The sequence below is a fragment of the Pseudomonas sp. F3-2 genome (assembly GCF_038804275.1).
In the GTDB taxonomy this organism is placed as follows: Bacteria; Pseudomonadota; Gammaproteobacteria; order Pseudomonadales; family Pseudomonadaceae; genus Aquipseudomonas.
The window spans coordinates 4713275-4733575 of the sequence record NZ_CP152388.1; the positions used below are offsets into that span (position 1 = coordinate 4713275).

General features: G+C 60.6%; 21 protein-coding genes. 8 read left to right on the forward strand and 13 right to left on the reverse strand.

Annotated features, from left to right (window positions below; genetic code table 11):
- Positions 1 to 62: 62 nt before the first annotated feature.
- From thrC to ffh, 9 genes are all read right to left on the reverse strand, one after another.
- Positions 63 to 1472 (reverse strand): threonine synthase, encoded by a 1410-nt coding sequence (thrC, locus tag AAGQ88_RS21160; protein ID WP_093463149.1) that lies wholly within the window; start codon positions 1470 to 1472, stop codon positions 63 to 65.
- 142 nt (positions 1473 to 1614) lie between these two features.
- Positions 1615 to 2919 carry a homoserine dehydrogenase gene (locus tag AAGQ88_RS21165; protein ID WP_093463146.1) on the reverse strand — a complete coding sequence of 435 codons (1305 nt, stop codon included), beginning with the start codon at positions 2917 to 2919 and terminating at the stop codon, positions 1615 to 1617.
- Between the two features lie 134 nt (positions 2920 to 3053).
- On the reverse strand, positions 3054 to 3794 hold the full coding sequence (gene dsbC / locus AAGQ88_RS21170; protein ID WP_093463143.1) for a bifunctional protein-disulfide isomerase/oxidoreductase DsbC: 741 nt from the start codon (positions 3792 to 3794) through the stop codon (positions 3054 to 3056).
- 168 nt (positions 3795 to 3962) lie between these two features.
- The gene (xerD, locus tag AAGQ88_RS21175; RefSeq protein WP_093463140.1) at positions 3963 to 4859 is read right to left on the reverse strand and encodes a site-specific tyrosine recombinase XerD; all 897 of its coding nucleotides are present in this window, start codon (positions 4857 to 4859) and stop codon (positions 3963 to 3965) included.
- Between the two features lie 127 nt (positions 4860 to 4986).
- On the reverse strand, positions 4987 to 5337 hold the full coding sequence (gene rplS / locus AAGQ88_RS21180; RefSeq protein ID WP_008018567.1) for a 50S ribosomal protein L19: 351 nt from the start codon (positions 5335 to 5337) through the stop codon (positions 4987 to 4989).
- A 43-nt stretch (positions 5338 to 5380) separates the two neighbouring features.
- Positions 5381 to 6133, reverse strand: coding sequence for a tRNA (guanosine(37)-N1)-methyltransferase TrmD (gene trmD / locus AAGQ88_RS21185; RefSeq protein WP_093463137.1), 753 nt, complete (start codon positions 6131 to 6133; stop codon positions 5381 to 5383).
- Between the two features lie 3 nt (positions 6134 to 6136).
- Positions 6137 to 6673, reverse strand: a complete 537-nt coding sequence (gene rimM / locus AAGQ88_RS21190) for a ribosome maturation factor RimM (protein WP_093463134.1) — start codon at positions 6671 to 6673, stop codon at positions 6137 to 6139.
- 5 nt (positions 6674 to 6678) lie between these two features.
- Entirely contained in the window at positions 6679 to 6930 is a 252-nt protein-coding gene (gene rpsP / locus AAGQ88_RS21195) for a 30S ribosomal protein S16 (protein ID WP_003185073.1), read from the reverse strand.
- A 247-nt stretch (positions 6931 to 7177) separates the two neighbouring features.
- Positions 7178 to 8554, reverse strand: a complete 1377-nt coding sequence (ffh, locus tag AAGQ88_RS21200; RefSeq protein ID WP_093463131.1) for a signal recognition particle protein — start codon at positions 8552 to 8554, stop codon at positions 7178 to 7180.
- Positions 8555 to 8810: 256 nt separating this feature from the next.
- Here ffh and ccsA point away from each other — a divergent pair, with 256 nt between their 5' ends.
- The 3 genes from ccsA (at position 8811) to AAGQ88_RS21215 (ending at position 12500) form a co-directional block, all read left to right on the forward strand.
- Complete coding sequence (gene ccsA, locus AAGQ88_RS21205; RefSeq protein WP_093463128.1) at positions 8811 to 9623, forward strand: cytochrome c biogenesis protein CcsA; 813 nt, start codon at positions 8811 to 8813, stop codon at positions 9621 to 9623.
- A gap of 12 nt (positions 9624 to 9635) precedes the next feature.
- On the forward strand, positions 9636 to 10874 hold the full coding sequence (locus AAGQ88_RS21210; protein ID WP_285422423.1) for a transporter associated domain-containing protein: 1239 nt from the start codon (positions 9636 to 9638) through the stop codon (positions 10872 to 10874).
- 303 nt (positions 10875 to 11177) lie between these two features.
- The gene (locus tag AAGQ88_RS21215) at positions 11178 to 12500 is read left to right on the forward strand and encodes an MFS transporter (protein WP_285422424.1); all 1323 of its coding nucleotides are present in this window, start codon (positions 11178 to 11180) and stop codon (positions 12498 to 12500) included.
- Positions 12501 to 12897: 397 nt separating this feature from the next.
- Here the strand turns inward: AAGQ88_RS21215 and purT are convergent, their stop codons facing one another.
- The 4 genes from purT to AAGQ88_RS21235 all read right to left on the reverse strand — a co-directional run bounded on the left by purT (position 12898) and on the right by AAGQ88_RS21235 (position 15831).
- A complete protein-coding gene (gene purT / locus AAGQ88_RS21220; RefSeq protein ID WP_342653475.1) occupies positions 12898 to 14079 on the reverse strand; it encodes a formate-dependent phosphoribosylglycinamide formyltransferase in 1182 nt (393 codons plus the stop codon).
- A gap of 310 nt (positions 14080 to 14389) precedes the next feature.
- Complete coding sequence (locus AAGQ88_RS21225) at positions 14390 to 14623, reverse strand: DUF1289 domain-containing protein (RefSeq protein ID WP_342653476.1); 234 nt, start codon at positions 14621 to 14623, stop codon at positions 14390 to 14392.
- A complete protein-coding gene (locus AAGQ88_RS21230) occupies positions 14623 to 15147 on the reverse strand; it encodes a gamma carbonic anhydrase family protein (protein WP_285422427.1) in 525 nt (174 codons plus the stop codon). Before AAGQ88_RS21230 ends, AAGQ88_RS21225 begins: the two co-directional genes overlap by 1 nt.
- Before the next feature lie 72 nt (positions 15148 to 15219).
- On the reverse strand, positions 15220 to 15831 hold the full coding sequence (locus AAGQ88_RS21235; RefSeq protein WP_342653477.1) for a CoA pyrophosphatase: 612 nt from the start codon (positions 15829 to 15831) through the stop codon (positions 15220 to 15222).
- Between the two features lie 159 nt (positions 15832 to 15990).
- Between AAGQ88_RS21235 and AAGQ88_RS21240 the strand changes: the two genes are divergently transcribed.
- From AAGQ88_RS21240 to AAGQ88_RS21260, 5 genes are all read left to right on the forward strand, one after another.
- A complete protein-coding gene (locus AAGQ88_RS21240; RefSeq protein ID WP_285422429.1) occupies positions 15991 to 16542 on the forward strand; it encodes an NUDIX hydrolase in 552 nt (183 codons plus the stop codon).
- Positions 16543 to 16591: 49 nt separating this feature from the next.
- The gene (locus AAGQ88_RS21245) at positions 16592 to 17155 is read left to right on the forward strand and encodes a L,D-transpeptidase family protein (RefSeq protein WP_342653478.1); all 564 of its coding nucleotides are present in this window, start codon (positions 16592 to 16594) and stop codon (positions 17153 to 17155) included.
- Between the two features lie 230 nt (positions 17156 to 17385).
- Positions 17386 to 18117 carry a GntR family transcriptional regulator gene (locus tag AAGQ88_RS21250; protein WP_342653479.1) on the forward strand — a complete coding sequence of 244 codons (732 nt, stop codon included), beginning with the start codon at positions 17386 to 17388 and terminating at the stop codon, positions 18115 to 18117.
- 43 nt (positions 18118 to 18160) lie between these two features.
- Positions 18161 to 19267 (forward strand): N-acetylglucosamine-6-phosphate deacetylase, encoded by a 1107-nt coding sequence (gene nagA, locus AAGQ88_RS21255; RefSeq protein WP_342653480.1) that lies wholly within the window; start codon positions 18161 to 18163, stop codon positions 19265 to 19267.
- A complete protein-coding gene (locus AAGQ88_RS21260; RefSeq protein WP_342655854.1) occupies positions 19260 to 20270 on the forward strand; it encodes an SIS domain-containing protein in 1011 nt (336 codons plus the stop codon). The genes nagA and AAGQ88_RS21260 overlap by 8 nt, the downstream gene beginning before the upstream one ends.
- Positions 20271 to 20301: the final 31 nt, after the last annotated feature.

A 20301-nucleotide genomic window follows, 5' to 3' on the forward strand; every position in this document is an offset into this window, starting at 1 on the left:
GGCACGCACAAACAGTAAGGCCCGCCGGGTGGCGGGCCTTAAACTGTTACACGGGGATACCGTTACAGAGGCTTGCCCCGATTGCCGTGCTGACTGACGAAGGCCTGCATGGCCTTGAGGTCATTTGGCAGAACAGTGCAACGCTCGTCTCGCTCAAACAAATCAGACAAATGTGCAGGCAGCTCAAGCGCTTTTCCTACACCGGCTTTCTGCACGGCTTCCGGAAATTTCACCGGATGGGCCGTACCCAGCACCACCATCGGCGTGTCCAGGCTGCGGCGGCAGTCGCGTGCAGCCTTCACGCCAATGGCCGTGTGCGGGTCAAGCAGCTCGCCGGTGCTGGCGAACACTTCGGCGATGGTCTCGCACGTTTGCTCATCGCTGACGGCCAGGGAGTCGAACAGCTTGCGGGTTTCGGTCCAGCGATCTTCTTCGACGCTGAAGCCACCGCCCTGCTTGAAGCTGTCCATCAGGCCGGCGATCGCCGCGCCGTTACGGCCGTGCATGTCGAACAGCAGACGCTCGAAATTCGAGGAAACCATGATGTCCATCGAAGGCGACAGCGTGGCGTGCAGGGTCTCCTTGACGTACTGATTGCCGCTCATGAAGCGGTGCAGGATGTCGTTGCGGTTGGTGGCGACGATCAACTGGCTGATCGGCAGTCCCATGTTGCGCGCCAGGTACCCGGCGAAGATATCGCCGAAGTTGCCGGTCGGCACCGAGAACGCCACCGAGCGCGCAGGGCCGCCGAGCTGCAGCGCTGCGTGGAAGTAGTAAACGATCTGGGCCATGATCCGCGCCCAGTTGATCGAGTTCACCGCCACCAGACGCGTACCTTTGAGGAAGCCTTGATCAGCGAAGCTGTTCTTGACCATTTCCTGGCAGTCGTCGAAGTTGCCTTCGATGGCGATGTTGTGGATGTTGTCGCCGAAGATGGTGGTCATCTGACGGCGTTGAACATCGGAAACACGATTGTTCGGGTGCAGGATGAAGATATCGACGTTGTCGCAACGACGGCAGCCTTCGATCGCCGCCGAGCCGGTATCGCCGGACGTCGCGCCAATGATGACCACGCGCTCGCCGCGCTTCTCAAGCACATAATCCAGCAGACGACCCAGCAGTTGCAGGGCGAAGTCCTTGAACGCCAGGGTCGGGCCGTGAAACAGCTCCATGACCCATTCGTTGCCGTTCAACTGGCGCAGCGGCGCAACGGCGCTGTGGGTGAACACGCCGTAGGTCTCTTCGAGGATCTTCTTGAAATCGGCATCCGGAATGCTGCCGGTCACGAAGGGACGCATCACCCGGAAAGCGAGTTCGTGATAAGGCAGGCCAGCCCAGGAAGCGATCTCTTCCTGAGTGAAACGCGGCAGATTCTCCGGCACATAGAGGCCGCCATCACTGGCGAGCCCCGCCAGCAGCACGTCTTCGAAATTCAGGGCCGGCGCCTGGCCGCGAGTACTGATATAGCGCATAAATCAAACCTTCGGTTCGAGCCGCAAGCTTCACCTTGCAAGCTGCAAGTCAGCGCCCTGAGCGTCGACTTGCAAACTGCGGCTGAAGCTCACCGCGAAGTTGTTTTGCTTTCTTGCAGCTTAACGCGTGAGGCGAGCTGCTTCAGTTCAAATGTTCGACGCGAATCCGTACAACCGGTCCAGCGACATCCTGCAACGCTTCGAGCGCTTGAATCGCATCGTTCATGCGTTGCTCGACGACGCGATGGGTCAGCAGGATCATCGGCACCAGGCCGTCGTGTTCCTCGACTTCCTTCTGCATGATCGACTCGATATTGATGCCGCGCTCGGACAGGATGCTGGCCACTTGCGCCAGTACACCCGGATGATCCTTCGCCTGAATACGCAGATAGTAAGCGCTCTCGCAGGCCTCGATGGGCAGGATCGGATGAGCCGACAGAGAATCGGGCTGGAATGCCAGATGCGGAACACGGTTTTCCGGATCGGTGGTCAGGGCGCGAACCACGTCCACCAGATCGGCGACGACCGACGAAGCGGTAGGCTCCATGCCGGCACCGGCACCGTAGAACAGCGTGGAACCGGCGGCATCGCCGTTGACCATCACCGCGTTCATCACGCCGTTGACGTTGGCGATCAGCCGGTCGGCAGGGATCAGCGTCGGGTGTACGCGCAGCTCGATACCGCTCGGTGTGCTGCGGGCCACGCCCAGGTGCTTGATGCGGTAACCCAGCGCTTCAGCATAATTCACGTCGGCGGTGGTCAGCCGGGTGATGCCTTCGGTGTAGGCCTTGTCGAACTGCAACGGAATGCCGAACGCAATGGACGCCAGAATGGTCAGTTTGTGCGCCGCGTCGATGCCTTCGACGTCGAAGGTCGGATCGGCTTCGGCGTAACCCAGCGCCTGGGCTTCGGCCAGGACGTCCGGGAAGGTGCGACCCTTCTCGCGCATCTCGGTCAGGATGAAATTGCCGGTGCCGTTGATGATGCCCGCCACCCAGTTGATGCGGTTCGCAGACAGCCCTTCGCGAATGGCTTTAATGACCGGAATACCACCTGCAACCGCAGCTTCGAAGGCGACGATGACGCCCTTCTCGCGCGCCTTGGCGAAAATCTCGTTGCCGTGCACAGCGATCAGCGCCTTGTTGGCAGTGACAACGTGCTTGCCGTTTTCAATGGCCTTGAGGACCAGTTCGCGAGCGACGGTGTAACCACCGATCAGCTCGATGACGATGTCGATTTCTGGGTTGCTCGCCACGTCGAAAACGTCGGTCGTGGTCGGGGTACCGGTAATCTGGCAATTGGGGTTTGGCGAACGCATGGCAATTTGCGCCACTTCGATTCCACGCCCGGCGCGGCGGGCAATTTCCTCGGCGTTACGCTTAAGCACATTGAAGGTACCGCCACCGACAGTACCCAGCCCACAGATGCCTACTTTGACCGGTTTCACTATGAACTCCCCATAAAACGGCCGACGCGAGGCCGGCCGTGGAAACAGCCGCAGTGAACTGCGGCTCGCTGTTGATCAGACGCCAGAATGGCTGCGCCTGAATGTCCCTCGCAGGCAGCCCGCGAGAGGCAGGATTACTTGGCGCTCAGCGCCAGTTTGGCCACTTGCGGCGCTGGCTGATAGCCCGGAATCAGCTGCCCGTCCGCCAGAACGATCGCCGGCGTGCCGTTGACCCCGATGGACTGACCGATCTCGAATTGCCGGGTGACCGGGTTGTCGCACTTGGGCGCCTGAATGTTCTTGCCGTCGACCATGCGGTCCATGGCGCCGCGACGGTCCTTGGAACACCAGACGGCCTGCAGTTGTTCGTCACCCGGCGAGCCAAGGCCCTGACGCGGGAATGCGACATAACGCACTTCGATGCCGCGCTTGTTCAGCTCCGGCACTTCGCCATGCAGCTTGTGGCAGTACGGACAGGTGGTGTCGGTAAAGACAGTGATGTGGGATTTGGTCTCACCGATGGCCGGATAGACGACCATTTCAGCGGTGGGAATGCCGTTGATGGTTTTGGAGATCGCCAGACGCTCGACCTTCTCGGTGAGGTTGACCGGCTTGCCGCCCTGGATCTGATAAAGGTTGCCCTGCATCACGAATTGCCCATCGGCGCTGGCGTACAGCACACGGCCACCTTTGAGGTTGACCTCGTAAACGCCATTGAGCGGACTGCTGGAAATGCTCTCGACCGGGATTTCCAGATTGAGCGATTCCAGGGTCTTGCGAATGGCTTTGTCCGACGCCTCGTCGGCGTGGGCGAACAGGCTGAAGAAACCGGCAAGCGCTACAACGGCAGCACCCATAAAACGAGTCACGCGCATGAAAACTCCTCGAGCGGTGGGCAGACGAGCGGGATTGAAAACGGCAAACGGCAACGCGCCGGTCGGTTTTCGAGGCTCCAGTCTGCGAAACCGGCAAAGCCTATCACATAAGGCTCACGAGGCCGACGCTGACTGATGTAAGACACGTCGTAAAGTGCGGAGGATTGATTACCCGCGCGGGTGATGCTTCGCATGCATTTCCTGTAACCGTGCCCGAGCCACGTGTGTATAGATTTGGGTGGTGGACAGGTCGCTATGACCGAGCAGCATCTGGACCACGCGCAGATCGGCGCCGTGATTGAGTAGATGGGTCGCGAACGCGTGGCGCAGGGTGTGCGGTGACAGGGATTTGCCGATCCCGGCGACCTTGGCCTGGTGCTTGATGCGGTGCCAGAAGGTCTGCCGAGTCATCTGCTCGCCTCGCTGGCTGGGGAACAGCACATCGCTGGGCCGGCCGCCGAGCAGCTCCTGACGGGCGTCGCGCACATAGCGCTCGACCCAGACGATCGCTTCTTCGCCCATCGGCACCAGCCGCTCCTTGCTGCCCTTGCCCATGATACGCAGCACGCCCTGACGCAAATTGACCTGCTCAAGCGTCAGGCTTATCAGCTCGGTCACCCGCAATCCGCAAGCGTAGAGCACTTCCAGCATGGCGCGGTCACGTTGACCGATCGCCTCGCTCAGATCTGGAGCCGCCAGCAAGGCTTCGACATCGGCTTCGGAGAGGGATTTAGGCAAGGGTTTGCCCAACTGCGGCATGTCGACCTGCAGCGTCGGATCAACGGAAATGAGTTTTTCTCGCAGGAGATAACGATAGAACCCACGCGCTCCCGACAGGAACCGGGCACTCGAGCGAGCCTTGTAGCCGTTGTCGACTCGCCAGGCGAGATGGTCAAAAATCGCATCACGGCTGACGCTCATCAGGTCGATGCCCTTGTCCTGCAGCCAGCCGTTGAACAACGCCAGATCGCTGCGATAGGACGCACGGGTGTTATCGGACAGCCCTTTCTCCAGCCACAGGGCGTCGAGAAAGCGGTCGATCATGGGGTGGTCGATGGCGGGCATGGGTTCTGACTTGAGTGGTGAAAAGCGAGGGGCAGTGTTTCATACCTGCGAAGTCGGGACAAAACCAAATGCCAGACAACAAAAAAGCAGCCCGCAGGCTGCTTTTTTTTGCATCGGAAGACTGGGATTAAACCAGTTTTTCCTTGATGCGAGCTGCTTTACCGGACAGGTCACGCAGGTAGTACAGTTTGGCCTTGCGAACGTCGCCGCGACGTTTCACAGCCATGCTGTCGATCTGTGGGCTGTAGGTCTGGAAAGTACGCTCAACGCCAACACCGTTGGAGATTTTACGAACAGTGAAAGCACTGTTCACACCACGGTTACGCTTGGCGATTACAACGCCTTCGAACGCCTGCAGACGCGAACGGTCGCCTTCCTTCACTTTCACCTGAACGACAATGGTGTCGCCCGGGGCAAAGGGAGGGATCTCTTTGGTCATCTGCTCTGCTTCGAGTGCAAGAATGATTTTGTTAGTCATGCTGTGCTCCTAAGGTAAATCAGTCGGATCTACCATCGATACGTTAACTATCGTCCCGCTCGCGGAGGTATTCCGCCAGCAGCTTCTTCTCTTCTCCAGAAAGCGAGCGGCTTTCCAGAAGATCGGCGCGTCGTTCATAGGTCCGCCCAAGGGACTGCTGTAAACGCCAACGCCGGATGTGTGCGTGATTGCCGCTTAGCAACACGTCGGGAACACGCTGATCCGCATACACCTCAGGTCGGGTGTAATGCGGGCAATCCAGCAGACCATCCGTGAAGGAATCTTCCTCCGCGGAATCCACATGCCCTAAAGCTCCAGGCAGCAGTCGCGTAACCGCATCTATCAGGACCATGGCCGGCAGCTCGCCGCCAGACAACACATAGTCTCCAATCGACCACTCTTCATCGACATGAGCCTCAATAAAGCGCTCGTCAATGCCTTCATAACGACCGGCAATCAGGATAAGTGCTTCTTCCTGCGCCAGTTCGCGTACCGCAGACTGATCCAGCTTGCGGCCTTGGGGCGACAGGTAAATCACCTTCGCCGCCTCCCCCGCTGCTTGCCTGGCCTGAACCAGTGCATCTTCCAGGGGCTTGATCTTCATCACCATGCCAGGGCCACCGCCAAACGGGCGATCGTCCACAGTGTGATGCCGATCTGTGGTGTAGTCCCGCGGATTCCAACAAGTCAGCTGCAACAGCCCTTGTTTCACCGCACGGCTGGTAATGCCGTATTCGCTGATGGCGGAAAACATCTCGGGAAACAGACTGATCACTTCTATGCGCAGGCTAGCCATTGCTTAGAAATCCGCGTCCCAATCCACCTTCATCTCGCCTGCAACCAGATCGACTGCCAACACGCATTGCTCCGTATAGGGCAACAGACGTTCGCGATCATCCAGGCTGCCCGCGCAGGGCTTGACCACCATTACATCGTTCGAGCCGGTTTCCAGAAGATGATCGATCTTCCCGAGCAATTGCCCAAGGTGGTCGATGACCTTCAAACCCACGAGCTGGTACCAGTAATACTCGCCGTCGGTCAGTTCAGGGAACACGTTGCGCGGCACGCAGATCTCATAACCAGCCAGAAGACGAGCTTCTTCACGATCATCAAGACCCTTGAGCTTCGCGACCAGGAACTTGTCGCTCCCGCGTCCGCTGACCAGCTCAACCTGCTTCACATTGCCTTCGCGCTTGAGCGTCCAGGTTTTGTACTGCAACAGGTTTTCAGTCGGATCAGTAAAGGAATACACCTTCACTTCGCCGCGAACGCCATGAACAGAATAGATTTTGCCAATAACGATCAAATCATCGGCAACAACTGGCGTCGCGTTCATATTGCTCAGGCCGCAGCCTTGGCAGATTCCTTCAACAACTGAGCAACGCGCTCAGAAGGTTGTGCACCAACGCTCAGCCAGTAGGCAACGCGCTCTTGGTTCACGGACAGACGGATTTCCTGACCACGGGCAACCGGGTTGAAGAAACCTACTTGTTCCTTGTGCGAACCGTCGCGTGGGTTACGGCTGTCGGTCACAGTCAGGTGGTAAAACGGGCGCTTTTTGGAGCCGCCAAGGGCAAGACGGATTGTTAGCATTGAACAAAGTTCCTGTAGTCGGTGCTGCAAATCTAAGATGCACAGCGGGCATGGGTGCCCGAAAGGCCGCATATTCTAAGGAATATCCGGACTTTTGCAAATGACTTTTTCCGGCGCGAGCCGTCAGGCCATCAAGATTTGCCATGGAGCCGTCGTCGAGGACGGCGCGTAAGCGTCTGCCGAAGCAGACCAATGGGAGGGTTATCCCAAAGAAGGGCGCGCGGGAATGACTCCCGCGCGCTGCAAATCACATCTTGGGCATGCCGCCGCCGGGCAGCATTCCGCCCATGCCGCGCATCATTTTCGCCATGCCGCCTTTGGTCGAGAATTTCTTCATCATCTTCTGCATCTGCTTGTGCTGCTTGATCAGACGCCCGATGTCCTGCACCTGCGTACCCGAACCCATGGCGATGCGACGCTTGCGCGAGCCGCTGATCATTTCAGGGTCACGCCGTTCGGCTGGAGTCATCGAGTTGATGATGGCTTCCATCTGCTTGAACTGCTTCTCGGCCGCATTCTGGGCGTTGCCCATCTGGGACAGATTGACGCCGCCGATGCTTGGCAGCTTGTCCATGAGGCCGCCGAGGCCGCCCATGTTTTTCATCTGTTGCAGCTGATCGCGGAAGTCTTCGAGGTCGAAGCCCTTGCCCTTCTTCAGCTTCTTGGCCAGCTTGTCGGCCTTTTCCTTGTCGAGGGTCTGCTCGGCCTGCTCGATCAGGCTGAGCACGTCGCCCATGCCCAGGATGCGCGAAGCGATACGATCCGGGTGGAACGGCTCGAGTGCCTCGCTCTTTTCACCCATACCGATGAATTTGATCGGCTTGCCAGTGATCGCGCGCACCGAAAGCGCCGCGCCGCCACGGGCATCACCGTCGACCTTGGTGAGGATCACGCCGGTCAGCGGCAGCGCATCACCAAACGCCTTGGCGGTATTGGCAGCGTCCTGGCCGGTCATGGCGTCAACCACGAACAGCGTTTCGGCCGGCTTGACCGCTGCGTGCAGCGCCTGAATCTCGCCCATCATCTCGGCATCGATGTGCAGACGACCGGCGGTGTCGAGGATCACGACATCGATGAACTTGAGCTTGGCTTCTTTAATGGCGGCTTCAGCGATCGCTACGGGCTTCTGGCTGATATCGGACGGGAAGAACGTCACGCCGATGTCGTTGGCCAGGGTTTCGAGCTGTTTGATCGCGGCAGGACGGTAAACGTCGGCCGAGACCACCATGACGGTTTTCTTTTTGCGCTCTTTGAGAAACTTCGCCAGCTTGCCTGCGGTGGTGGTCTTGCCCGCACCCTGCAGACCGGCCATGAGGATGACCGCAGGCGGCGTGACGTTGAGGGTCAGCTCTTCGTTGGCCGCCCCCATCATGTCTTCGAGCTCGGCCTGAACGATCTTCACGAACGCCTGGCCCGGCGTCAGGCTGCGCGACACCTCGGTGCCGACTGCGCGTTCCTTGATGCGGTTGACGAAGTCTTTGACAACCGGCAAGGCGACGTCGGCTTCAAGCAGCGCCATACGCACTTCACGCAGCGTGTCCTTGATGTTGTCCTCGGTCAGCTTGGCCTTGCCAGTGACCTGGCGCAGCGTCTGCGAGAGACGATCTGTCAGATTTTCAAACATGCGCGATCCTTTGGATTCGTGATGAACCCCGGTTGATGCGGCCCGACCCGTAACGGCCCTGCCCCTGATACGTCGCGCGATGGCGGTACATATATATAGAGAGGAGCAGCGCTCGGCGAGCCTGTGGCTTGAGCAGGTCGCGGATTATAGCGAAGACTCCCGCGCACGGACACCACGGCGTCTGCTTCTGTGGTCTTTCGTGAAATGTCGGTTCTATGCCAAACTCAGCGGCTTTCGGGCACGCCCATCAGGATCTATGTTCCCCTTGTCACCGAGTTTGCTGTTCAGCCTCGCCGCCGCCGTCCTCTACGCCGCTGCGACCCTCTATCAAGGCATGCGTCTGCGCCAGGGCAAGAAGGCCGACAAATGGCTGCTTTGCCTCGTCGGCACGTTGGCCGTCGCCTGCCAGGCCAGCGCGTTGTTCGGCCAACTGGTCCGCCCGATCGGTCTGGGCCTGGACTTTTTCAGCGCCGCCAGCCTGATTGCCGTCGCCGTCATCATCGTGACGATGCTGGCCTGCATCCGCATCCCGGTTGAAATTCTGCTCATTCTGCTGTTCCCGCTCGGCCTGCTGACGGCGTTGATGGCGCAGTTCGCCCCGGCCGGTACGCTGCAGCCGATCGCCGCCGAACAAGGCCTGATCGGGCACATTCTGCTGTCGATTCTGGCGTATGGCATGTTCACCATTGCCGTTTTCCAGGCGCTGCTGCTGCTGTTGCAGAACCGTCAGCTCAAGAACAAGCACCCGTCGGGCCTGATTCGCAACTTCCCGCCGCTGCAGACCATGGAAAGCCTGCTGTTCGGCTTCCTCTGGGCCGGCTGGACCCTGTTGTCGATGTCGCTGATTTCCGGATGGCTGTTCGTTGAAAACCTGTTCGCGCAGCATCTGGTGCACAAGACCCTGCTGTCGATTCTCGCGTGGGTGGTATTCAGCGTGCTGCTGTGGGGACGCAATCGTCTGGGTTGGCGCGGTCACAAGGCCATTCGCTGGACGCTGGGCGGTTTCCTGCTGCTGATGCTGGCCTACTTCGGCAGCAAGCTGGTACGCGAATATATCCTGCACATCTGACAGGCGCTGATCATGGATAACCTGCCCTTAGGCACGATGCTCGCGCTGCTCGCCCTGCTCACGCTGTGGTCCGGGCTGTTCACGGCGGTGGAAGCGGCTCACCAAAACCTGCGCGCGACCGCCACCAAACCACGCTCCAGCGAACCGCCGAAGCCTGTGCTGGCGTTTAATCTGAACAGTCTGATTCTGGGCAACACGCTGCTCAAAGTGCTGATCACGGTGCTGGCGACCCTGCTGGCCATCAGTCAGTGGTATTTCCACGGCCCGCTGATCGCCTGGCTGGGCGTGGCCAGCGTGCTGGTGATCGCCACAGAATTCATCCCTCGCAAGCTGGCAGCGCGCCGGCCCGAAGCCATTGTGTTGCTGGGCAACAACGTGCTGCGTATCCCGATTCGTCTGTTGCAGCCACTGACCTGGCTGTACAAGAACATCGCCAAGCTGCTGTTGCGCCCGTTTCTGTCCAGGCGCCGCCCGGATACCGCCGATGACGACGACGAAATGGGCGTGACGGTCTATCAGGAAAACGAGAGCCACTTCGGTCGTGCTCATGTGATTTCCGGCATCCATGCGCTGGACAGCATGACCGTCAACGACATTCTCGTGCCGCGCAGCGAGGTCGATGGCATCAACCTGGACGAGACCCTCGAGGAAATCACTGACAAGCTGATCATCTCGCGGCACACACGTCTGCCCGTCTATCACAACGACATCAATCAGGTCGAAGGCGTGCTCAACACGCGCATGATCAGCCATCTGCTGCCGCGCGGCGAGTTGACCAAGGAAGCGCTGAAAGCCGCGTGCTATGAGCCGTACTTCGTCCCTGAAAGCACCCCTCTGCAGCTTCAATTGCTCAACTTTCACAAGCAGCAGCGACGCATGGGCGTCGTCGTCGACGAATACGGCGAAGTGCTGGGCATCGTCAGCCTGGAAGACATCCTCGAAGAAATCGTCGGCGAATTCGAAAGCGAGCAAGCCCTCGACAACCCGCACATCCATCCCCAGCCCGATGGACGACTGGTGATCGAAGGTGCGGCGTCGATCCGCGACCTGAACCGCAGCTTGAGCTGGCATCTGCCTTCGGACGGGCCAAAGACCCTCAACGGGCTGATTACCGAAGCGCTGGAAACGATTCCCGACAGCTCGGTGTGCCTGAAAATCGGTCCGTACCGACTGGAAACCCTGGAGACCGAAGACAACCGCGTCACCCGCGTGCTGATGTGGCAGAACACGCGGACCAAAGACGTCATTTAAAGGCGCGGCGCCTCGTCTGAAACACTTGTTTCCGCGCCCGCGCCCTTCCTATAATCGATTCGCTTACCCAGCCCCGCCGATCCGCGTGCTACCCGCACAGTGCGTGATCCGGCCAGTCACTCAGCCTGACGTCTCACGCGACCTCCTGGCGCCCGCTCCCATCCCGAGCATTGCCAAACGCCCTCGCCCGCATCCGGGCTAGTCTGTTCAGCGCTGTACCCAAAAATAATTAACGTTTGCCTCAGTGCGCGTACGAATCTTCGTTGCTCGCTGACAGGCAAGATGACTGCCAGGGATTCCCGCATGACAACCACTTCCGCTTACCAACCCAGCGACGAACGCGAGGCGCGGCCTGCCAACTCCGCTGCCCGCGTGGCGACCGCAAGCTTCATCGGCACCGCGATCGAGTTCTACGACTTCTATGTCTACGCCACCGCCGCTGCGCTGGTGATCGGCCCGGTATTTTTCCCGCAGACGTCCAGCACCGCACAAATGCTGTCTGCTTTTCTCACCTTCGGCATCGCCTTTCTCGCCCGCCCGCTGGGCTCCGCGCTGTTCGGACACTTCGGCGACCGCATCGGCCGCAAGTCCACGCTGGTGGCTTCGCTGCTGCTGATGGGCATCTGCACCACGCTGATCGGCGTGCTGCCGGGCTATGACGCGATCGGCTCATGGGCGCCGATTCTGCTCTGCGTCCTGCGCTTCGGCCAGGGACTGGGGCTTGGCGGCGAATGGGGCGGTGCTGCCTTGCTGGCGACCGAAAACGCCCCCAAGGGCAAACGTGCCTGGTTCGGCATGTTCCCGCAGCTGGGCCCCTCGATCGGATTCCTTGCCGCCAACGGCCTGTTTCTGACCCTGGCGATGACCCTGAACGACGAACAATTCCGCTCTTGGGGCTGGCGAATCCCGTTTCTGCTCAGCGCGGTGCTGGTGGTGATCGGCCTCTACGTGCGCCTGAAACTGGAAGAAACACCGGTTTTCGCCAAGGCCATCGCACGCCATGAACGCGTGAAAATGCCGATTGCCGAGCTGTTCGCTCAGTACTGGGCGCCGATGCTGCTGGGCGCGGCGTCGATGGTGGTGTGCTACGCACTGTTTTACATTTCGACGGTGTTCTCCCTCAGCTACGGCGTCAAGACACTGGGTTACAGCCGCGAAGCCTTCCTGGCGATGTTGTGTTTTGCGGTCCTGTTCATGGCCTTGGCGACGCCGCTCTCAGCGTGGGCAAGTGACCGATTCGGTCGTAAGCCGGTTCTGATCATCGGCGGCGTGCTGGCCATTCTTTCGGGCTTCCTGATGGAGCCGCTGCTCACCCACGGCACGACCTGGGGCGTGACGCTGTTCCTGTCCATCGAGTTGTTCTTGATGGGCGTGACGTTCGCGCCGATGGGTGCGCTGCTGCCTGAGCTGTTTCCTACTCGCGTGCGGTACACCGGCGCGTCTGCGGCTTACAACATCGGCGGCATTGTCGGCGCCTCGGTGGCACCGTTCTTCGCGCAACAGCTGGTTGAGATGGGCGGATTGAGCTGGGTCGGCGGATACGTGTCGGCAGCGGCTTTGATCAGCCTGATTGCCGTGCTGTGCCTGAAGGAAACCCGTCATGCGGATCTGGATACCATCAAGTAATGCTTGATGTGCAGGAGTGGGCAACTGTCTTCAACGCGCTCTTCGATCTACGGCGTGACACCTGACGCTTTCCCGGCTAAAGCCGGTCCTACGAAAAGCCCGCGGCATCGGCAGGACCGGCTTCAGCCGGGAAGAGGTCGGTGTGTCTGGCGGAGATCCAGCGGCTGGAAGTCAGTCTTCGCGAGCAAGCTCGCTCCCACAGGTTTTGTGGCCTGGCTCGATACCAGGCAGCGCCGCATTACCCTTGTAGGAGTGAGCTTGCTCGCGATTGCGGTGGATCAGGTACGTAGAAGTCGACTGACACACTGATATCGCGAGCAAGCTCACTCCTACAGAATTTTGCTACACACAAAAACGGCGCCACTGAGGGCGCCGTTTTTTGTGTCCGCAGGAAACCTTACAGCTGCACTTTCACGGCCATCGACGCGCGGGTTGCCTTGCGACGGGCCGCTTCGATCGATTCGTCGCGGGCCAGTGCGACGCCCATGCGACGCTGACCGTTGACTTCCGGCTTGCCGAACAGGCGCAGCGCGGTGTCGGGTTCGCTGAGGGCCTGTTCCAGGTTGGCGAATGCCGTCTGAGTCGACTGACCTTCAACCAGGATCACTGCCGAGGCCGATGGGCCGAACTGGCGGATCAGCGGGATCGGCAGGCCCAGAATGGCCCGCGCGTGCAGCGCGAACTGCGACAGATCCTGAGAAATCAGCGTGACTAGGCCGGTGTCGTGTGGACGCGGCGAGACTTCGCTGAACCAGACCTGATCGCCCTTGATGAACAGCTCGACGCCAAACAGACCACGGCCGCCCAAGGCCTCGGTCACGGCCTTGGCGACGCGCTCGGATTCCGCCAGCGCAACCGGGCTCATCGCCTGAGGCTGCCAGGATTCCTGATAATCGCCCTTCTCCTGACGATGCCCGACCGGTGCGCAGAAGGTGGTGCCGCCGACGTGACGCACAGTGAGCAAGGTGATTTCGTAGTCGAAATCGATGAAGCCTTCGATGATCACGCGGCCTTTGCCGGCACGACCACCTTCTTGCGCATAATCCCAGGCCTTCTGGACATCGGCTTCGGTCTTGAGCAGGCTCTGGCCCTTGCCCGAGGAGCTCATGACCGGTTTCACGACGCACGGGAAGCCCAGGTCTTCGACGGCCTTCTTGTAGTCTTCGAAGGTGTCGGCGAAATGATACGGCGAGGTCGGCAGGTCCAGCTCTTCCGCGGCCAGACGACGAATGCCTTCGCGGTTCATGGTCAGTTGCGCAGCGCGCGCGGTCGGGATCACGGTGAACCCCTCGGATTCCAGCTCCACCAGCGTCGCAGTGGCGATGGCTTCGATTTCCGGGACGATGTAATGCGGCTTCTCGGCTTCGATCACGGCACGCAGCGCGGCACCATCGAGCATGTTGATCACATGACTGCGGTGCGCGACCTGCATGGCCGGAGCGTTGGCGTAACGGTCGACGGCGATCACTTCAACGCCCAGGCGTTGCAGTTCGATCACGACTTCCTTGCCAAGCTCGCCGCAACCGCAGAGCAATACGCGGGTCGCGGTCGGCGACAGTGGAGTTCCGATTTGAGTCATCTCAGGTCCTCGTGGAGCAGATATCGAGGGCAGCCCGCCATGGGCGAGCAACCGCAGGGGAGAAAGGCGCGCAATTTACCACGAAGGCCGGGAAATGGGGCGCGGCGCCGGACGGGTGATCTGATGATTGCCCCTGTTCCGGCACCTACTCCTTGGCAAGGGACCTTGCGACGGAGCATGAGCAAGCATCGTTTCATTGTGGGAGTGAGCTTGCTCACGAATGCTGACATTCAGACGCAGAACATTCAGCGCCCATACCGGCGATTCGTGAGCAAGCTCACTCCCACAGATTATGTGCAGGTCACGGGGATCAACCCGAACCGGGCACCGAGAACATCATTCCGCTCGCCCGAGCGCGTTCGCCACACAGCAACAGCACGGCGCGGCGTTCGTCGTTGCTCATGCGGCTCCAGGCGGTGATTTCGGTGACCGTGCGCTGACAGCCGACGCAAATATCCGCCTCATCGAGCGCGCAGATACTCACGCAGGGCGAGCGCACCGGCTTTTCATGAACCGGGGTTTTTCCGGCGTGTTCGACAGACATCAATCTTCCTGAGGCGCGAGGTCGCGCGCATAACGCTGAGCGTTGTGGACGTAATGCGCGGCACTGGCTTCGAGCATCTTCTTCTGGGCATCGGTGAGTTCGCGGACGATCTTGCCGGGCGATCCCATGACCAGCGATCCGTCCGGGATGACCTTGCCCTCGCCGATCAGCGAATTGGCGCCGATGATGCAGTACTTGCCGATCTTTGCGCCGTTGAGGATGACCGAGTTGATGCCGATCAGCGTGTTGTCGTCCACCGTGCAACCGTGAAGCATGACGTTGTGGCCGATGGTCACGTTCTTGCCGATGGTCAGCGGCGATCCCATGTCGGTGTGCATGACGGTGCCGTCCTGCACGTTGCTGTTCTCGCCGATATCGATCAATTCGTTGTCGCCTCGCAGCACGGCGCCGAACCAGACGCTGGCATTGGCTTGCAGGCGCACGTTGCCGATCAGCGTGGCGGTCGGCGCGATCCAGCTTTGGGGATGAGCGTCGACGCGGGAATCCCCCAGACGGTATTTCATTTTATTTTCCTCATGTCTCGGCTCTGCGGCCGTGGGTCAGGCGCGATGCGCACACCGGGATGTCAGCATCGGTCAGGACTTCAGGGTTTGAATGATCGAGCGCTTGGGCGGCTCGTTCAGGCTGATATTGCTGTCGAACAGCACGTTCATCAGTTCCACGATCATGATCGCCGTCAGTCCCCAGATCTTGTACTCGCCAAAGCGGTAGCTCGGTACGTACCAACTGCGCCCCTGATAATCGATGCGATGGGTGTGTTCACGGGCGTCCTCACGAAAGAATGCCAGCGGAACACTGAAAACAGCGGCGATCTCGCCGTCATTGGGGCGGTATTCGACAAAATCGGGAATGACGCCGACATAGGGCGTGACCTTGATGCCGTGCTTGGAAATCAGCGGGCTCAGCGGACCGACCACTTCGACCAGCCCGGGCGGCAGACCGATCTCCTCTTCGGCTTCACGCAGCGCGGTGAACACCAGATCAGGGTCTTCCGGATCGCGCCGCCCGCCTGGAAACGCCACTTCACCGCCGTGGGTCGACAGGCCGCTGGCGCGCAGTGTCAGGACCAGTTCCGGGTCTTCGCTGCGGGTGATGGGCAAGAGCACCGCTGCCTCGGGGAAGCGTGCGTCCGTTTCCAGAGTGCCCGGCGTGTGGCTGCTTATACGGCGAAGTAGCTCGTCCAGCATGGGAAGTCTCGATCTGTTGCCTTCAAGGCATGATGCACCAAAGCGGCGAGCGGCCCAACCCTTTGTCGGACAAGAAGACCACCCGCACGCATGCGCCGCTTGCCGTCCACCCGCGCGACACTTCAAGATAGCCGCTGACTTCAGGAACCCGATCCGATCATGAAATTCTGCAGCCAGTGCGGCGAAAAGGTCATCCAGCGCATTCCCGAGGGCGACAGCCGCCTGCGCTACGTGTGCGAACACTGCCACACCATCCATTACCAGAACCCGAACATCGTCGCCGGCGTATTGCCGGTGTGGGACGGCAAGGTGTTGCTGTGTCGCCGCGCCATCGAGCCGCGCCTCGGTTACTGGACGCTGCCGGCGGGTTTCATGGAGAACGGCGAAAGCGTCGAGCAGGCCGCGCGCCGGGAGACGGTCGAAGAAGCCTGCGCTGTGCTCGAAGACCTGCACCTGTACACGATGATCGATGTGCCGCACATCAGTCAGGTGCACATTTTCTATCGCGCCAACATGGCCAGCGCGGATTTCGCCGCAGGCGTCGAAAGCCTTGAAGTGCAGTTGTTCGATGAGGCTGACGTGCCGTGGTCAGAGCTGGCTTTCCACACGGTCAGACGTACCCTAGAATGCTTCTTTCGCGACCGGCGGCATCAAGAATTCCCGGTGCATACCGATTGCCTTTCTGTCTCGCCCCCTCTTAAAACCACTTGATCAGATGATGACGCGCGCTGCCTGCGCGGGCTTCAGGGATATCGTGTAAATGCGTTGGTTGCTTGCCGTTCTATGTCTGTCGTTCGTTCCGCTGTCGCAGGCTGCGTTCACCCAGACCATCGTGCCAAAAGGGAGCGAGCAGAAGTTCGTCGACGGCAAGGTCGTCGACACGCAGGACATCTCCCATCGCACCATCGACAAGATCCTCGTGCTGAAATCCGCGCACCAGTTGCAGTTGATGAGCCAGGGCGAAGCGCTGAAGACGTACCGGATCTCGCTGGGTAAATCGCCCAAAGGGCCCAAGTTTCAGGAAGGCGATCAACGTACGCCCGAAGGTTTCTATTGGCTGGACTACCGCAAGACCAGCGATGCGTACAACCTGTCGCTGCACATTTCCTACCCCAACATCTCCGATTCCGCACGCGCCCGCCGCGAAGGCGTGAACCCCGGCAGCATGATCATGATTCACGGCACGCCGGTCGATGAGAACTACCCGGAGTGGTACTTCCAGACCCTCGACTGGACCAACGGCTGCATCGCCATGAAGAACAGCGACATCCGTGAAGTCTGGGACCTGGTCAAAGACGGCACGATGATCGAGATCCGACCGTAGCCACTTTGATACCACTCGACGCCCAGCGCGTCTGCCCCCTTCTTCAATACAGCCCCGTCGCCCATTCGCCGGAGAGTAGACGCTCTCTGGCAGTCTGAGTTCGTCCAATCGTCACCAGCCTGTGACCAAAAACGTCTGCACCTGATACCACTGCCGTTGACGTGGTATGCAAGTGGTATTACTTTCGACTGCATTCTCCGAACACAACTTCTAACGCCTTCGGAACCGACATGCATTCGATTCTTACCCTGCGCCCCGACGACAGCCTGCCGACGCCGCTCTATCTGCAGCTGGCGCGCAATCTGGAAGCGGCTATTCACGCCGGACAATGGAAGGCCGAACAGGCGCTGCCCTCCGAACGCAGCCTGAGCGAGACGCTGAACATTTCGCGGGTGACCGCCCGCAAGGCGCTGGAGATCCTGCTGGAACAGGGCCTGATCCGCCGCAGCCAGGGCTCGGGGACGTTCATCACGCCGCGTCTCGAGCAACCGCTGTCGCGTCTGTCCAGCTTCAGCGAAATGCTCCGGCTCAAGGGCTTCACGCCCAGCTCTCAATGGCTGGAGCGTGAAATTGCCCTGCCCACCCACGAAGAACTGATCCGGCTCAGCCTCTCTCCGACCGAAAAAGTCGCGCGGCTCAAACGTCTGCGCAAGGCCGATGGCATCGTCATGGCCGTCGAGTTCAGCGCCCTGCCCGCCGCGCTGCTGCCGGATCCCGAAGCCATCGGCGATTCGCTCTATGCGCATCTGGATGCGATCGGCCGCCCGGTCGTGCGCGCGCTTCAACACATCCGCGCGATCAACGCGTCTGCGGACATGGCCGCACGGGTCGGGATCGATACCGGCACGGCCATGCTGCTCATGACCCGGATCGGTTACCTGGCCGACAACACGCCCATTGAATTGACCGACACCTATTGCCGCGACGACTACTACGACTTCGTCGCCGAGCTGCGTCGGTAACCGTCGCGCCGTGCAGCGCGAACAACGTTTTAACGGAGCAAGCATGTCCGACTTCAACATCCTCACACCCGACGGCTGGATCTGCGGCCAGCTGCAGCACCGCAATGGCCGGGTGTCGAGCATTCAGGGCATTCCCTGTGATCCGGCGGACAACGACCTGCCGTACCTGCTTCCCGGCTTCATCGACCTTCACGTTCATGGTGGCGGCGGCAGCGACATCATGGAGGGCGCCGAAGGCTTCGCCACCATCGCGCGCACCCACTTGCGCTTTGGCACCACGTCGATGCTGGCGACAACGATGACAGCGCCTGCCGCCGAGATCCGTCAGATCCTGGGTCAGTTAGGTGAGTATTGCGAGCATCGACCGTCAGCCACTGCCCGGGTTCTGGGCGTGCATCTGGAAGGGCCTTACATCAATCCCGGAAAGCTCGGCGCACAACCTAACCATGCCCACGCGGCGTTGCTGGGCGAGGTGGAGGACTACCTGCGCCTGGCGCCCATCAAGGTGATCACCATCGCGCCGGAAATTGCCGGGCACGTCGAGTTGATCAGCGCCCTGGCGGCGGGAGGCGTGAGGCTGCAGATCGGGCATTCGCTGGGCAGCTACGAAGAAGGCGTGAAAGCCCTCGAAGCCGGCGCGACCAGTTTCACTCATCTGTACAACGCCATGAGCGCGCTGCATCACCGCGAGCCCGGCATCGTCGGTGCCGCGCTGGCTCACGCGCGCTATGCCGAACTGATCCCCGACTTGCTCCACGTGCACCCCGGCGCCATTCGTGTCGCGCTGAGGGCGATCCCGTGCCTGTACTGCGTGACCGATTCCACGGCCGCCACCGGCATGCCGGACGGGGAATACAAACTGGGCAGCCACACGGTGACCAAATGCCTGGGCGGCGTGCGTCTGGCGGACGGCACCCTTGCGGGCAGCACGCTGACGATGGATCAGGCGCTGCGCAATCTGGTGAAGATCGGCGTGCCGCTGGCAGAAGCCTCACAGCGACTGTCGCAATTTCCTGCGGAGTATCTGGGTATCGCGGATCGCGGTCGCTTGCAGACCGGAAGCTGGGCCGACGTGGTGTGCCTGGATCGTGATCTGAAACTGACTGGCGTTATGGTTGAAGGAGAAACCATTGAACTCGAAAATGCTTGAAGAAGCGCTGGCGTCCGCGCAGGTCGTGCAGCGACAGTTGGAAGTGCTGGAACCACGCCTTGTCGAAGTCGCGAGCCGCTTGCGACAGGTCGACCCGAAGGTGATTCTCTCGGTCGCGCGGGGCAGCTCGGATCATGCCGCCAGCTATTTCGCTTATCTGACGATGCAACTGACTGGCGTGCCCGTGGCGTCGCTGCCGATGTCGGTGGTGACGCTGCATGATGCGCCGATGAAGGTCAGCGGCCAGCCGGCCATCGCGTTTTCGCAGTCAGGGCAAAGCCCGGACCTGATCGGCACGCTGCAGGGTTTGCGCGCCCGCGGGGCGCTGAGCATCGCAATGGTCAACGTCGAAGACTCGCCCCTGGAGCACGCCTGCGAGTACGTGTTGCCCCTCAGCGCCGGGCCGGAAATCAGCGTGGCAGCCACCAAAAGTTTCATCGCGACCCTCAGCGCCAGTGCGCGGCTGGTTGCTCATTGGCAGCAGGACGCCTCGCTGCTGCAGGCCGGTCAAAGCCTTGCACGACGGCTGAACGACGCCGCCCGGCAGGACTGGTCTTTGGCCGTCGATGCCCTGCGGGACTGTCAGCGGCTGATGGTCATCGGTCGCGGGGTCGGGTTCTCCATCGCGCAGGAAGCGGCGCTGAAATTCAAGGAAACCTCGGGCATCCAGGCCGAGGCGTTCAGCAGCGCCGAGGTGCGCCACGGTCCGATGGCGCTGATCGACGAGCAATATCCTCTGCTGATCTTCGCCCTGCGCGGCGCTGAGCAACGTGGCCTGCTGGAGCTTGCCGATGACATGCGCAAGCGCGGCGCCCGGGTCTTGCTGGCTGCACCCGAGGACATTCCGTCCCGTGACCTGACACTCAGCTGCGCCGACCACCCGGCCCTCGACCCGATCCTCGCCATCCAGACTTTCTACGTCATGGCCGCGCGTCTGGCCGAAGCCCGTGGGCTGGACCCCGACCAGCCCAGGCATCTGAGCAAGGTCACACGAACCCGTTAAAATTCGAGCCGCTGTTGCGGACGCCAACCAG